Below are 14,258 nucleotides of genomic sequence, written 5' to 3' on the forward strand. Positions count from 1 at the left end.
AATTGAAAGGAATGTTCGGGACACTTTATCTTCACATATAACGTAGTAACTCCTCGGGCTAAGGTTTCTTTTAACATAGGAATTTGGGCCAAAAGCATAATAGCGACCAGAAAAATTAATATACGTTTAGCGAGACGGGTCAAATGGATTCACCCCAATTATCATAAATCAATATTTAACAAGCTATGAAGGTCTCTCTCAAAACAGATGTCACTCCATACGTATAGCCAGATTACCAAACTGCTCGCCTTTTTCCATGCGTTCGAATGCCTTCGCTACATCTTGCAACGGATATACACTATCGATCACAGGATGTATGTCCTGTTGCTCCACCCATTGCAGCATCTGGACGAACTCCTCACGGCTACCCATAGAGGTGCCGATCAGACTGATCTGCGGGAAGAAGATGGAGCGAATGGGTACGGTCAGATCATCCCCCGAGCTTGCACCATACATCACGATACGTGCACCTGGTCTGATTATATCAAAATATTTGGGGAACATGGCTTGTCCGATGCTATCCAAAATGATGTCCACAGGTTCCAGATCGTTCTGCATACACCAATCGGCATGACTATCTAAAGCATGGGTAGCACCCAAGCGCAGCGCCTCATTTCTTTTGGCCTCACTTCTGGAGGTAACAGTCACTTTGGCACCAGCAGCGACAGCCATGAGCAGGGCATAGGTCGCTACACCACCACCAATACCGGGAATGAGGATATGTTCACCTTGTTTCAGTTCACCGCGAGTGAACAAAGCACGGTAGGCCGTCAACGCCGAAAGGGACAGCACGCCTGCTTCCTCCCAAGATAGGTGGGCTGGCTTAGGCAGGGCATTTTCAGCAGGTAACGTGATATATTGAGCCAGCGTTCCATCCGTAGGACCACCAACAATATCGGGCACGATGGGCACGTTACTTGCAACTTCCCAACCGAGTGTAGGATGGATAATGACTTCATCTCCTATCGCGCACCCTCTTACGCTTTCGCCAATCGCTACGATAATACCTGCTCCATCGGAACCGGGAATGAGCGGGGTGTCCTGGGTTCCGCGTCCTGCCATGATGAATAGATCCCGATGGTTGATACCAGCGGATTTTAATTGAATCTGCACTTCCCCGGCTTCTGGTACACGAGATGTTGACTCTGTATATTGAAGACCTGCAAGGCCGCTCTGGCCTGAATGTACGATAGCTTTCATATTCAATATTCCTCCTGTCGATATAATCAGATTTCACTACTGAGCCTCATTGTACAGATGGTGCAGATTCACGTAAAATGAACAAAAATGATTGTCAGTATCATTGAAAATAATAGATAAACACTTTGCATGAATTAGATGATGAAGAATGCCGATATAACGACGAGCAGGTGATCAAGGTATGGATGCAGGTGATTTGAAAATATTTCAGGCGGTTGCCCGCGAAGGTAGTATCAGTAAAGCTGCACTCGCACTTAATTATGTACAATCCAATGTGACCACACGAATAAAACAGTTGGAGACACAGCTACAAGTACCGCTGTTTCATCGTTCCAATCGGGGGATGTCTCTTACACCAGCGGGCGAGAATCTGCTTGTGTATGCGGATAGAATTTTGCAATTATTATATGAAGCAGAGCAGGCCACACAAGTGGGTAACCCGCCGTCCGGCCTGCTTCGTCTGGGTGCCAGTGAGACAGCAGCTTCCACTTTCCTCACGCCGCTCTTGGCTGAATACAGTTCATGCTACCCTGAGGTACACCATTCGCTTGTCACGGGTGGGACCCATGAGCTGAACCAGAAGGTCATTCAACATGAATTACATGGCGCTTTAATATATGGCCCAATCGATCATCCTGAGCTGAACTATATGAAGATGTATGACGAGGAATTGGTGTTGATCGCTGAACCTGGAGTGCATGAGATACACGAGTTATTGTCCAGGCCGATGTTGTTTTTTGAGATCGGATGCACACATCGCACTCAGGCGGAATCCTTTTTGAAAGATCAGGGTATCCACTCTCTGCGCATTATGGAATATGGAACACTGGACACGATTCTGAATGGAGTATCTGCCGGGCTCGGTGTATCATTGCTGCCGCGGTCTTCAGTTACCAAAGCAGAATTAAGAGGTGAGATCTCAGTGATGTCTTTGCCAGATCCCTATTGCCGGTTGGAAGTAGGATTTGTGTATTCCCGTGGTGAACATATATCTAGTGCGCTGAGCGCTTTGGTTGAGATTATTACAGAACCAGAACTATAAGAGGTTGTTCAAAAGTCTGTTTATGAATATGCACTATAAAGGAGTGAGTGATCTTGAAAGAAACTGCGCTAACGTTGGGTGATGCATTTAATCAGGCAGACTTTATTATAGGTGGTCATGGCAGTCGCCAAGTGAAGGTACTTCAGAACGTACTGGACCAGATCGATGGGGAGGTGTTCAGTGACCACTACGGCAACGGCTCCATCATTGAAGAATTTCAGCAACAGATGGCTGACATTCTCGGCAAGGAATCGGCGGTATTTTTCCCAAGCGGAACGATGGCCCAGCAGATTGCATTACGGATCTGGTGTGACCGCAAAGGTGTAAAACGGGTAGCTTACCACCCTCTGTGTCATCTGGAAATCCATGAGGAAGACGGATTGAAAGAGTTACACCAGATTGAATCGATTTTGCTGGCGGACAAGGATCGGTTGATTCGTTTGGAAGATGTACAGGCGCTTGATCAGGACATTGCCTGCCTGCTGTTGGAACTGCCACAACGCGAGATTGGCGGGCAGTTGCCAGCGTATGAAGAACTGGAAGCGATCTCGGCCTATTGCCGTGAACGCGGGATTAAGCTGCATCTGGACGGGGCACGCCTGTTTGAGATTACTCCCTATTACGAGAAAACGCCTGCGGAGATTTGCAGTCTGTTTGATACGGTGTATGTGTCTTTTTACAAAGGGATCGGGGGCATTGCGGGGGCCATATTGGCCGGAGACACGGATGTGATGCAAGAGTCAAAAGTATGGAAACGGCGGCACGGCGGAGATCTGATCGGTCTGTATCCGTACATTCTGAGCTCCCAGTATTATTTCAATGAACGCATTGGAAAAATGGAGCTTTATTATGAGCAGGCTAAAGAACTGGCATCTCTATTGAATGCATGTCACGGGATACATACCTTGCCCGAAGTCCCGGTATCCAATATGTTCCATGTACATCTTGCGCTCGGTGCTACCGAAGTTGAACCAATCCTTGTGCAAATGGCTCAGCGGTTTGGTATAGGAATGACTTCATATCTGAACAAGACGAGTGCGAACAGCTGTGCTTTTGAATTGTCCACGGGGGATCGTTATGAGAAACTTCCCCAGGATAAGCTGCGTGCAGCACTGGAATGGCTGGATCAAGAATTGCGTACACAGGTGAGATAACAAGCGGATTCTAGTGTAAAGGGGGAGTTCAAGTGAAGTCGATGGAATTGGAACCGATTCGTGATCTTTTGGTGAAAGCTTACGATACGACAATGGGAGAAGGGTGCACGCCGGAAACGCAACAGAGCATTGAGGATATTGAGCAAAAGTATAACGTAAAACTGCCCGCAGCGTACCGTGCACTTCTGCTCGAATTCGGGGCATGTAATTTCGGCGATCCAGCCTTGTATTCAGCCAAAGAACTGGATTGGGCATATCCCGAGTTTCTGGAAATCTACCGTGAAGTTAAGAAAGAGTACCAGCTGACGGATGACCTCAATCCGTTCCCGATTGGTGGATTTGGCGAAGGAAGTATGGCTATGCTCGATCAGACCTCGGGCAAAATCCTGATGTTGATCCACGATGCAGGAGATACACCAATTCGAGAGATTGCAGCAGACTTTAATGATTTAATGACGCAGCTGACGGAGTCCGCGATCTGGGTACAGGAACAGATGAATTAACAGGGAGACGGAAGGAAGCGCAACAGACCTATGGATATTCGTAAGTTAAGATATTTTATCACTGTGGCGGAGGAACTTCATTTTCACCGTGCAGCGGAAAAATTAAACATGACGCAACCACCCCTGAGCCAGCAGATTCAAAATCTGGAGGAAGAGCTTGGCGTAAAGTTATTGGAGCGCACGAGAAAAATGGTTCGTTTGACGCCAGCAGGTGCCATATTTCTGGAACAGGCCAGACTCATCATGGCCCAGCTCGAACGATCCATTCAGCTTACGCAAAAGGCAGATCAGGGCATCATTGGGCATATATCCGTAGCCTTCGTGGATTCCGCTTCGGGCGGGATCATGGTGGAGGTGCTTAGAAAATTTCGCACTGCGTATCCGCAGATTGAATTGACATTACGTGAGATGACTTCGTCCCAACAATTACAGGCATTGGAAGACGGACAGATCCATGTTGGATTTTTGAGATATCAGGAAGATAATCGTCATGTCTCGTTCCGTCCCTGTCAGATGGAAACGTTGATTGCCGTATTGCCAGATCATCACCCGATGGCTTCTCAGACTCAAGTTTCAATTCGAGAACTGGCGGATGAAGATTTTATTTTATTCCCAAGGCATCTGGGTTCTCCGTTCCATCGTCTCGTTCTGGATTATTGCAGGGAGCATGGTGTAGACCCTCGAATTACGCAGGAAGCGATCCAAATGTATACGATTGTGAATCTCGTTGCAGCGGGCATGGGTATTTCCATTGTTCCCTCCTCAGTGGATGTGTTCCAGCGAAAGGGTGTAGTCTTTCTTCCATTACAAGAAAATCCGCCCTCCGTACCGTTGTATACGGCATGGCGGACGGATATGAATCAGGAAGTGGTATCCCGTTTTATGAACTTTGTTGATGAATGTGTTTAACCCGTCTTGGCTGGATCACGCTCAATCCAAGGATTCAGTATTTCATCAATACGAGTCATGATCGCAGAGTCCAGTTTTACACCGGAGGCTTTTACATTTTCCAATACCTGCTCCGGTCGGGATGCACCGATAATGACGGAACTAACATACGTATGCTGTAGAACCCACGCCACAGCGAGTTGAGGAAGAGTTAGGCCAATCTCTTTAGCGAGCGGAACAAGCTGTTGCACAGCGGTAAGAACATCTTCGCGTAACCACTGTCCAGCCAGTTTATTGAAAAAGGGTGCTCCTGCCTCAGCAGCTGCACGTGATCCGGTGGGCAATGCTTCGTTAGGTGCATATTTGCCTGATAGTATACCCTGAGCCAGTGGAGACCATGTAATCTGTCCAAGTCCTGCTTGGTCGCTTGCAGGCACCACTTCTTGCTCAATCACACGCCATAACATTGAATATTGGGGCTGACTTGCAATGAAGGGGACGTGAAGTTCCCGCGCCAAAGCGGCTCCTCTTGCAATCTGATCCGCGTTCCATTCACTCACCCCGATGTAATGAACCTTGCCCTGACGCACCAGATCGGAGAATGCCAGAAACGTCTCTTCCAGCGGAGTGTTGTAATCATAACGGTGAGCGTAATAGACATCGATATAATCAGTCTGTAGCCGCCGTAATGAACCATTGCAGGCTTCCATGATGTGCTTACGTGAAAGTCCGCGGTCATTATGACCTGTGCCGGTTGGGTGACAGACTTTGGTGCACAGTTCAATACTCTCTCTTCGTATATCCTTAAGTGCTTGTCCCAGTACGGTTTCTGCCTTGGTATTGGAGTACACGTCTGCGGTATCAAATGTGGTAATACCTGTCTCCAATGCCGTTCGCACACAAGCTTCTGCTATTCCATCCTCGACTTGCGCTCCATGCGTAATCCAGTTGCCGAGTGAAATCTCACTGACGGTTAATCCACTGTTTCCTAATTTACGATATTCCATTCATGTCGCCTCCCTAAGTCATCTGGACTCCATTGTAACAATGGCAGATTAATAGGTGAAATATCTTTTAACCTCATCTTTGATACGAAAAAAGTATCAGTGAATCTACATTTTCTCCTGGAGGTATTTACGATAGAGAGCAGGCGTAATTTCCTCGAACTTTTTGAATATTTTGATAAAATATCCCGATTCATTGAATCCCAGCTCGTCACTGATCTGTGAGACAGGCATGTCGGTGACCTCCAGCAATTGCTTGGCCCACTTAATCTTGAGTTTTGCAAGGTAGGTTGTGAAGTTCTCACCCGTTTCCTTGGCAAACAGTCTGCTGAAATAACTCGGACTCAGGTGGCATAGATCAGCCATATGTTTGAGCGAAACCTGTTCGCTTTTGTGACTGTGAATGTATTCAAAAGCAGGCTGAAGCACCGGACTGGAGCTTTCCGCATCACTTGGGCTGTTCTTGAGATAGGCATCTGCAATCGCATTGGTCATCTCTTTTTTGATCGACTCGATATTGCGAATGGAGTACCCAGGCAGAATGGTGGAGAGGTTTAACGACTCCTGATTGCCTGAAGCTTTCTCGAACATTTCCACTAACAGATTTTTGTTGAGTGCTTCTTCCACAATGTAGTTGCAGAGCAGGGATAACATGTTGGAGATTTTCACAATCTCTTCATAGGTCATGACAGGCAGCTGGGCGTAATCGTCCTTTAATTCCTCCAGCTTGGCTGCATGCATGGGTACGTTTTTGGACGTGACAATTTGCTCCAAGTCGCTACCCTTTTCGGGGTCGGCGAGTTTCACTTGTCCTGCCATGACAGCGCCGATATATTTGCCATCAATTGTGATCGGAATCGCGATATCTATAATATTGAAATGGCATAAATACACATAAGGCTCGTTCAATCGAACGGCTTCCAGACCACCGCGTGAATCACATTTTTGGCAGTAGGGGAGAAGCTCCGGGTCTTTACGCACATTCTGGCAGAAAGCCTGACAGCTGCTATGACTGGTTACGGGAATGCCTTTATAATCAACGGTGAGGATCGCCAGTTTGGTTACTGTTGCGAGAGAATCTTGTAGACGCTTCCATTTATTAAGGTCGAGAATTTTATTGATATGCAGATATTCTTTGATCATTGGTGCAACCTCCATAGGCTAACCTGATTCATAATTTAGGCCGTTAAAAGTTAGCAAGTTGTACATATTAAGATGTAATGATGACGGGTAATGTATAATGGGAGGTCAAAATTCAACCATCTCATGACAATAACATACCATGATTGCGCTAAAAAGCAAAAAATTACGATTGTAAATTATAATAATTTGTTATCAAAGTCCACTGTAAACCTGCCGCTCATGCGTTATATTAAGGTCAATTGTAAGAAATTAAAATTTGATGTAATCACTACACGATTTCATATCCTTAGGAGGCATATAATATTATGAGAAAAGCATTTATCAGCCCAACTAAATATGTACAAGGCGAAGACGAGTTGTTGAACCTGGGGTACTTTGTTAAATCCTTCGGAGAATCGGCCTTGCTGATTGCACATCCGGATGATGTACAGCGTGTCAAAGCAAAGCTGGATGCAACAGCAGAGAAATTTAATATTACGTTTGTTGAAAGCGGTTTTAAAGGGGAATGTTCCCGTGAGGAAGTTGCTCGTCTGCAAGCGATCGCGAAGGAAAAAGGATGTGACTCTACCATCGGTCTTGGTGGCGGTAAAGCGATCGATGCTGCGAAATGTGTAGCTGAAGGCGAAGCACTGATCATCTGCCCAACGATTGCGGCAACAGACGCACCGACAAGTCACTCGGCTGTATTGTACACACCGGATGGTTCTTTCGATGACTATGCTTACTTCAAACAAAGCCCAAGTGTGGTACTCGTTGATACAACGGTAATTGCTAATGCACCAACACGTTTCCTCGTATCCGGTATGGGAGATGCGCTCTCTACATACTTCGAAGCAAGAGCAACAGCGAAATCCTATTCCCGTGTAAACGCAAGTCTGCCAATGGGTTCCCGCGAAGGATACACACCATCTGCAGTAGGTACAAATGCTGCACTTGCACTGGCAAAACTGTGTTATGAAATGCTGCTGACTGACGGTGCAAAAGCAAAAGTAGCGAGCGACAGTAACGTTGTGACACAAGCGCTGGAAAACATCGTTGAGACCAACATTCTGTTGTCAGGTCTTGGATTCGAAAGTGGCGGTCTGGCCGCAGCACATGCGATCCACAACGGTTTGACTGTTCTGGAAGGCACACATCATTTCTTCCACGGTGAAAAAGTATCCTTCGGTACGATTGCACAACTTGTACTCGAAAATGCACCAACTGAAGAGCTGCATGAAGTCATGGACTTCTGTCTCGAAGTGGGACTGCCGATCAGCTTGGCGGATATCGGTGTAGATACAATTAGTCAGGAAGAACTGTTGAAAGTGGCAGAGATCGCTTGTATTCCGGAAGAATCCATTCACGCCATGCCGTTCCCAATCACTGTTCCTGAAGTGGCTGCTGCCATAGCAGCGGCTGACCGCATGGGTCGTGAGTACAAAGCAGCTCGCCGGGAGGTAAAATAATGAAGAAAATTATTAACCAGGCCGAACATGTTGTTATGGAAATGTGCAACGGGATTGCGCTTGCACACCCGGAGCTTGAATTTCTGAAAAAATATAAAGTCATCAAACGCAGAGAGATCCAGGCTGATAAAGTCAGCCTGATCAGTGGCGGCGGCAGTGGACATGAACCGGCTCACGCAGGTTATGTGGGTAAAGGGATGCTGGATGCAGCCGTATGTGGAGATGTGTTCGCATCCCCTTCCCAAATCCAGGTATACCAAGCGATCAAGGCAACAGCCAGCAATAAGGGAACACTTTTGATCATCAAGAACTACAGCGGCGACATGATGAACTTCAAGAATGCAGCGCATCTGGCTGAAGAAGATGGCATCGACGTACAATATGTGCGTGTTGAGGATGACATCGCTGTACAAGACAGCTTGTATACCGTCGGACGTCGTGGTGTTGCCGGCACTGTACTGGTTCACAAGATTGCCGGAGCAGCAGCGGAAGAAGGCCGCAGTCTGGCAGATGTGAAATCCGTTGCCGAGAAAGCAGCTCAGAACGTGCGCAGTATTGGTTTTGGATTCACATCCTGTACCGTACCCGCCAAAGGCACGCCTACATTCGAAATTGCTGAAGATGAGATGGAATTCGGCGTAGGGATTCATGGTGAGCCAGGGATTCGCCGGGAGAAAATCGTATCGGCTGATGAATTGGCAGGACGTATGGTCGAAGCGTTGCTCGCAGATATGAAGCTGGACAATGATGCATCCGCTGAGATTGCGGTGCTCGTGAATGGTTTTGGTGCAACACCACTGCAAGAACTTTACCTGCTCAACAATTCAGTTCAGCGTGAACTTGCAGGACATGCAGGTCTGAAGGTCGCTACTACGTTTGTGGGCAACTACATGACAAGTATCGATATGGCGGGTGCATCGGTTACGATCCTGAAACTGGATGATGAACTAAAAACGCTGTTGTTCAAGGAAAGTGATACACCTGCATTTAAAGTATCCGGCCCTCCAGTAGCACCAGTGGCGTATTCTGAAGCGCTGGAGGCTGTTGTGGGTGAAGACGCTCCCGTATCTTACGAAGTGGAGACGGATGCATCAGCTGCGGTAATCAAAGGCAATCAATTTTCACTGGACAATGTCGTCTACCTGATCGATAAAATGGGTGAGATCATCATCAAGAACGAAGTACCGTTCTGTGAACTGGATTCCCATGCCGGTGATGGCGATTTTGGTATGAGTGTGGCAAAAGGCTTCCGCCAGTTGAAACGCGAATGGAACCACATCATTAACGAAGATAAAAAAGACATCGGATCGTTCCTGGATGCATGTTCCTTGGTCATCATGGAATATTGTGGCGGCGCATCCGGCCCGATCTGGGGTTCGGCATTCCGTGCAGCTGGCAAAGCTGTAGGGGATAAACAGCAATTAAACGTTGCTGAATTCGCTGAGATGATCCATGCAGCCGTGCAAGGGATTCAGTCTACTGGAGAGCGTTCCTTCGGACGTGGCGCCGTTGTAGGTGATAAAACCTTGATCGATGCACTCGTTCCGTGTGCCGATTCCTGGACACAAAGTGCGGAGTCTGGAGATGACTTCAAAACAGCATTTGCCAAAGGTGCAGCAGCAGCCGTTGAAGGTGCGAAGAAAACCGAAGACATCGTAGCACGTATGGGACGTGCAGGTGCCGTCGGCGATCGTAGTCTGGGCTACCCGGATGCAGGCGCGTATGCGCTGGGTGTTATTTTCACAGAGCTGTCCGAGTCGATGAAATAAGATTGGTTTCAATCATCCAAAATTCAATATGATATGCAGTGATTGACACAGGTAACGGCGCCGGATGTCCGGCGTCTTTATGTGTGCCTTTTTTAGGCCATATTAAGTCAATTTTTACATGTTATCATTTACATCAATGGGTATATCTTATTTTTTCACGCATATGTTCATTTATTTATCTAACATTTTATATTTATTAAAGGAGTTTTCTATGAGAACAGTCACATCATTCTTGAAAAAACCGCAGGGGTTGCTGGTTTTATCACTAGTTCTGGTTATTTTCGGTAGCTTGTTTGCCGGAATGTTCAATACGTCCTTCTATTCCGTGAAGGTCAAAGAGATCAAATTCCAAGCTGAGCACGGAACACTGTCAGGCCTGCTCTACATGCCTAAAGGCGCGGGTGCAGATGACAAACGTCCAGTTATTATTACAACTCACGGGTATCTGAATACCAAAGAAATGCAGGATGCACCTGCCATTGAAATGTCACGACGCGGTTACATCGTGCTTGCACTGGACATGTACGACCATGGCGATTCTCGCTGGAGTGCAGATATTCCTGTGAAGGACCTGTTTGGCACGTTCTGGATCTACTCGCAATTTGATGCCGCCAAATATATCTATGAGCAGGACTTCACCAAAAAAGATGAGCAAGGCAATGCCTATGTCGCAGTTAGCGGTCATTCCATGGGTGGGTTCTCAACATTGCTATCCATGTACATGGATGAGATGAGTTCCCTGCAAACCGGATACCGCATGATCTATACAGGTATCTCCGTTGGTTCGGATTTCTCCTACGCCGCAGCTGTTGCACCTCAAGATCAGCTTCAAGCAGCATATGGCAGCCGGACTGTAGGCATGATTGCAGGTAAGTATGACGAATTCTTCTTCAACAAATCAGATGAAGAAAAAACAGCGGCAGAGAAAGAAGTGCAAGGTACCGTAACTCGTAAGGACTTTGCTGCAACTGCTTCGGGTAAAGCTTTCCTTGGACTTAAGCCAGATGTGCCAAAAGGCGAGACGGACCAATTTAAAGAAGTAACATCCGGTGATCTAACCGTGGATGGTAAGGTGGTACGTGCTTCTCAGACGGGTGAACACATTATGTATACACCGAATCAAACACACCCATGGAACCATTTCTCGGGAACAACGACCGGTCATTTGATCGACTTTTACACGCATGCATTCAATGGTGTGACCTCACCCAACCAGACAAATGTGAATCTGGATTCCGGTAATCAGATCTGGTGGGCTAAGGAAGCCTTAAATTTTGTCGCTCTGATCGGGTTCTTCCTGATGATTGTTCCGCTGATTACGTTGCTGCTCAGACTTCCGTTCTTGCGTAACGCGGCAACAGGTGAGATTGCAACCGTGTCCGCAGCGGTCAATGGGAAACAAAAAACAATGTATTGGCTCGCTATTGCATTCAGCACATTGATCCCAGCAATCTTGTTCCCTACCTTAATGGATAAAGAGGAGAGCGGACTGAATGTACTCCGCATCATTGCTCTGATTTTGCTGATCGTAAGTGTGCTTGGTGCCATTATTGGATTCGTCGTGGCTGGAAGCAAAAGAAACAACTATTCCGCAAGCCGTCGGGTAAACAATATTGCGGTGGGCAGTGTGCTTCTCGCGATCGTATCTCTGGTAATGTGGGTCATCTTCAACTATGCAGATAAGATTTTGGTTACAAGTTCGTATTTCAATGAACCAACAACAAATCAGATTGTGTACTGGGCGTTGGTATCGGCCTTAATTATGATCCTGGTAACCTTTGCATTCCACTATTTCTCTAAAAAGGATGCTGGAACTCGTTTCAGCGATTATGGTATCAGCCTGAACCCTGTTACGATAATTGCCAGCTTGGTAACTGCAGTACTTGCGGTAGTTATTGGGTACTCATTGTTATTCATAGTACAGGCGATCTTCGGAACAGATTTCCGAATCTGGACGTTTGCGGTCCGTACGTTTGAGAGTGAACACTTCATTACCGCATTGCGTTATACCCCGTTTTTCCTGATATATTACTTTGTCAGCGCGGTTGCCCTGAATGCCAATACACGTGGCAAACGCGGGGGCATGTTCCTGGCCATGGTACTGAATGTTGGCGGGTTGGTGCTGTGGTTGCTAGTGCAATACGGCAAAGACTTTATGACAGGTGTGGCGTTGTATCCAGGTCAGGCATTGAATGGCATTTTGCTCTTTGCACTGGTGCCTTGTCTCATCATCGCTGCCGTGTATGCACGCAAATTGTTTGAAAAAACGAATAACGTATGGCTTGCCGCATTTGTGAACACATTATTGTTCACCATGGTTACGGTGGCAAATACCGCACTGTTTTGGAATTTGGTTTAATGTGAAAAAGATATGGAATGCACCTAGGATTACACTTGACCACTCCGATTGCAGACCATACTTGATTTAGACACTCAGGAACTACACAGACAGAAAACCTTTCGATTTCTCTTATCACCGGATTTCCCCCTGAAGGGAGAAATCCGGTGATAAAGGAGTACGCTTCGCTTCTTCAGGTCCTTTCTGTCTGCTTCGCTCTTGTGTCTGTAATAAGTAATATAACTGCAATCTCCATTCCGGTGTAATCATGGGTCAAACCATATCCAACGTTACATTAAACGTGGATATAAGTAAGGGGACCGCTCTGTAGCTTGGCTTACAGAGTGGTCTTTTTGATATGGAGGAGCGGTCTTGTGTGCCTTAAATTGGATTCGCAGTTCCAGATAGTGTAATCTGGAGGTTAGGTGCAGATCGGTAAAAAACCATTTGAACGAGAAGGGATCGGGATGATTCAATGACGCAAAAAATCTATTATGACTCTGCTTATACAAGAGATTGGCATACAACGGTTACAGGCAGAGTGGACAAGGAAGATGGTATATATGTCACACTGGCGGAGACTGCTTTTTACCCGCATGGTGGCGGACAACCTTGTGATCTGGGACAAATTGGTGGCATCGCAGTTCTGGATGTGAACATTGAAGATGGCGAGGTGTGGCATAAGCTGGAACGCGCCCCTGAACAGACTGAGGTACATTGTGAGATTGACTGGGAGCGCAGATTCGATCATATGCAGCAGCATACGGGTCAGCATTTGTTATCGGCAATCACTCTGAAGCTGACTGAAGCCATGACGCTCAGTTTCCATCTTGGAACGGAGTATGACACGATTGATGTGGCTGCGCCTGAACTGGGAGCGAATCAATTGACCGCCATTGAACAAGAAGTGAATCGCCAGATCTATCGTAACGCTCGCATCAACACGTCCTGGGTTACAGCAGAAGAGGCAGCACAATTGCCACTGGTGAAGCAGCCTACGGTAACGGAAGACATTCGTATCGTCGAGATCGAGGGTGTGGAGTATAACGCCTGCGGCGGAACGCATGTGTCGGCGACGGGTGAGATTGGGATCATCAAACTGCTGAAAACTGAAAAAGTGAAAGGCGGCACCCGCATTTATTTCAAATGTGGAACAAGAGCGCTGAATGAATTCACATCCACACAAAACGTGCTCAATAGCATCATGGTTAAATTGAAGACCAGCAAGGACGAATTGTTGGAGCGCATTGAGAAAATGGAGCTGGAGCAAAAACAGCTGCAAACCGAGCTGAATGCAGTGAAAACAACGAACGATGCCTATTATGCGGAGGAACTTCTGGCCGCCCGGCAGGGGCTGGTGATTGCTCAGGTCTTTGAAGACAAATCGCTCAAGGATATGCAGAGCCTTGCCACCAAGCTGACGGCAGACCATGAAGGCCTTGTACTCTTTGCCAGTATCTCAGAGGCCAAAGTTGTTCTGGCACAGAACGGACAGCCGCCTGAATGGGCTTGTGGACCTTTCTTCAAAGGCAATCTTGGAGCCTACAATGGCAAAGGTGGCGGCAGTGAAAAGATGGCTCAGGCAGGCTTTGTCAGCAGTGAAGATGCACTTGCCTTTTACGAATTCACCAAGGATCAGCTGGGACATCACTGATCCTGATTTGTATTTTCCAGATACGAATACGAGATAGGTAGCATTGAAGAAATATGGAGTAAGGAGTAGACACGTCACATTGTGGCGTGTTTTCCATGGATTTTAGGAGGTGGAA

The 14,258-nt window shown here is 47.0% G+C and carries 11 protein-coding genes; 8 read left to right on the forward strand and 3 right to left on the reverse strand.

What is annotated here, in order from left to right:
- Nucleotides 1–210: 210 nt before the first annotated feature.
- A complete protein-coding gene (locus tag IFU39_RS11180; protein ID WP_192132626.1) occupies nt 211–1,200 on the reverse strand; it encodes a quinone oxidoreductase family protein in 990 nt (329 codons plus the stop codon).
- 181 nt (nt 1,201–1,381) lie between these two features.
- Here IFU39_RS11180 and IFU39_RS11185 point away from each other — a divergent pair, with 181 nt between their 5' ends.
- Genes IFU39_RS11185 through IFU39_RS11200 form a run of 4 tightly spaced genes read left to right on the forward strand, consistent with a single transcriptional unit; the run spans nt 1,382 to nt 4,808 of the window.
- The gene (locus IFU39_RS11185; RefSeq protein ID WP_192132628.1) at nt 1,382–2,242 is read left to right on the forward strand and encodes a LysR family transcriptional regulator; all 861 of its coding nucleotides are present in this window, start codon (nt 1,382–1,384) and stop codon (nt 2,240–2,242) included.
- Between the two features lie 53 nt (nt 2,243–2,295).
- Nucleotides 2,296–3,396, forward strand: coding sequence for a threonine aldolase family protein (locus tag IFU39_RS11190; RefSeq protein ID WP_192132631.1), 1,101 nt, complete (start codon nt 2,296–2,298; stop codon nt 3,394–3,396).
- Between the two features lie 41 nt (nt 3,397–3,437).
- The gene (locus IFU39_RS11195; RefSeq protein ID WP_197997773.1) at nt 3,438–3,899 is read left to right on the forward strand and encodes an SMI1/KNR4 family protein; all 462 of its coding nucleotides are present in this window, start codon (nt 3,438–3,440) and stop codon (nt 3,897–3,899) included.
- A 30-nt stretch (nt 3,900–3,929) separates the two neighbouring features.
- Nucleotides 3,930–4,808, forward strand: coding sequence for a LysR family transcriptional regulator (locus tag IFU39_RS11200; protein ID WP_192132635.1), 879 nt, complete (start codon nt 3,930–3,932; stop codon nt 4,806–4,808).
- Here IFU39_RS11200 and IFU39_RS11205 read toward each other — a convergent pair.
- A complete protein-coding gene (locus IFU39_RS11205) occupies nt 4,805–5,794 on the reverse strand; it encodes an aldo/keto reductase family protein (RefSeq protein WP_192132637.1) in 990 nt (329 codons plus the stop codon). The genes IFU39_RS11200 and IFU39_RS11205 overlap by 4 nt on opposite strands.
- Nucleotides 5,795–5,899: 105 nt before the next feature.
- Nucleotides 5,900–6,934, reverse strand: coding sequence for a PocR ligand-binding domain-containing protein (locus IFU39_RS11210; RefSeq protein WP_105601035.1), 1,035 nt, complete (start codon nt 6,932–6,934; stop codon nt 5,900–5,902).
- Nucleotides 6,935–7,239: 305 nt separating this feature from the next.
- Between IFU39_RS11210 and IFU39_RS11215 the strand changes: the two genes are divergently transcribed.
- The 4 genes from IFU39_RS11215 to IFU39_RS11230 all read left to right on the forward strand — a co-directional run bounded on the left by IFU39_RS11215 (nt 7,240) and on the right by IFU39_RS11230 (nt 14,143).
- Entirely contained in the window at nt 7,240–8,382 is a 1,143-nt protein-coding gene (locus IFU39_RS11215) for a glycerol dehydrogenase (protein WP_017690500.1), read from the forward strand.
- Nucleotides 8,382–10,151 carry a dihydroxyacetone kinase subunit DhaK gene (gene dhaK / locus IFU39_RS11220; protein WP_192132639.1) on the forward strand — a complete coding sequence of 590 codons (1,770 nt, stop codon included), beginning with the start codon at nt 8,382–8,384 and terminating at the stop codon, nt 10,149–10,151. The genes IFU39_RS11215 and dhaK overlap by 1 nt, the downstream gene beginning before the upstream one ends.
- 232 nt (nt 10,152–10,383) lie before the next feature.
- Nucleotides 10,384–12,510, forward strand: coding sequence for an alpha/beta hydrolase family protein (locus tag IFU39_RS11225; RefSeq protein WP_244660957.1), 2,127 nt, complete (start codon nt 10,384–10,386; stop codon nt 12,508–12,510).
- Nucleotides 12,511–12,964: 454 nt separating this feature from the next.
- Complete coding sequence (locus tag IFU39_RS11230; RefSeq protein ID WP_192132643.1) at nt 12,965–14,143, forward strand: alanyl-tRNA editing protein; 1,179 nt, start codon at nt 12,965–12,967, stop codon at nt 14,141–14,143.
- The last annotated feature ends 115 nt before the right edge of the window (nt 14,144–14,258 follow it).

This window comes from Paenibacillus sp. CFBP 13594 (assembly GCF_014842675.1).
Lineage (GTDB): Bacteria > Bacillota > Bacilli > Paenibacillales > Paenibacillaceae > Paenibacillus > Paenibacillus amylolyticus_B.

Coding starts and splice junctions, on each gene's coding strand:
- IFU39_RS11205 (WP_192132637.1), bottom strand. CDS start 5,794: ATGGAATATCGTAAATTAGGAAACAGTGGATTAACCGTCAGTGAGATT.
- IFU39_RS11215 (WP_017690500.1), top strand. CDS start 7,240: ATGAGAAAAGCATTTATCAGCCCAACTAAATATGTACAAGGCGAAGAC.
- IFU39_RS11230 (WP_192132643.1), top strand. CDS start 12,965: ATGACGCAAAAAATCTATTATGACTCTGCTTATACAAGAGATTGGCAT.
- dhaK (WP_192132639.1), top strand. CDS start 8,382: ATGAAGAAAATTATTAACCAGGCCGAACATGTTGTTATGGAAATGTGC.
- IFU39_RS11200 (WP_192132635.1), top strand. CDS start 3,930: ATGGATATTCGTAAGTTAAGATATTTTATCACTGTGGCGGAGGAACTT.
- IFU39_RS11185 (WP_192132628.1), top strand. CDS start 1,382: ATGGATGCAGGTGATTTGAAAATATTTCAGGCGGTTGCCCGCGAAGGT.
- IFU39_RS11180 (WP_192132626.1), bottom strand. CDS start 1,200: ATGAAAGCTATCGTACATTCAGGCCAGAGCGGCCTTGCAGGTCTTCAA.
- IFU39_RS11195 (WP_197997773.1), top strand. CDS start 3,438: ATGGAATTGGAACCGATTCGTGATCTTTTGGTGAAAGCTTACGATACG.
- IFU39_RS11210 (WP_105601035.1), bottom strand. CDS start 6,934: ATGATCAAAGAATATCTGCATATCAATAAAATTCTCGACCTTAATAAA.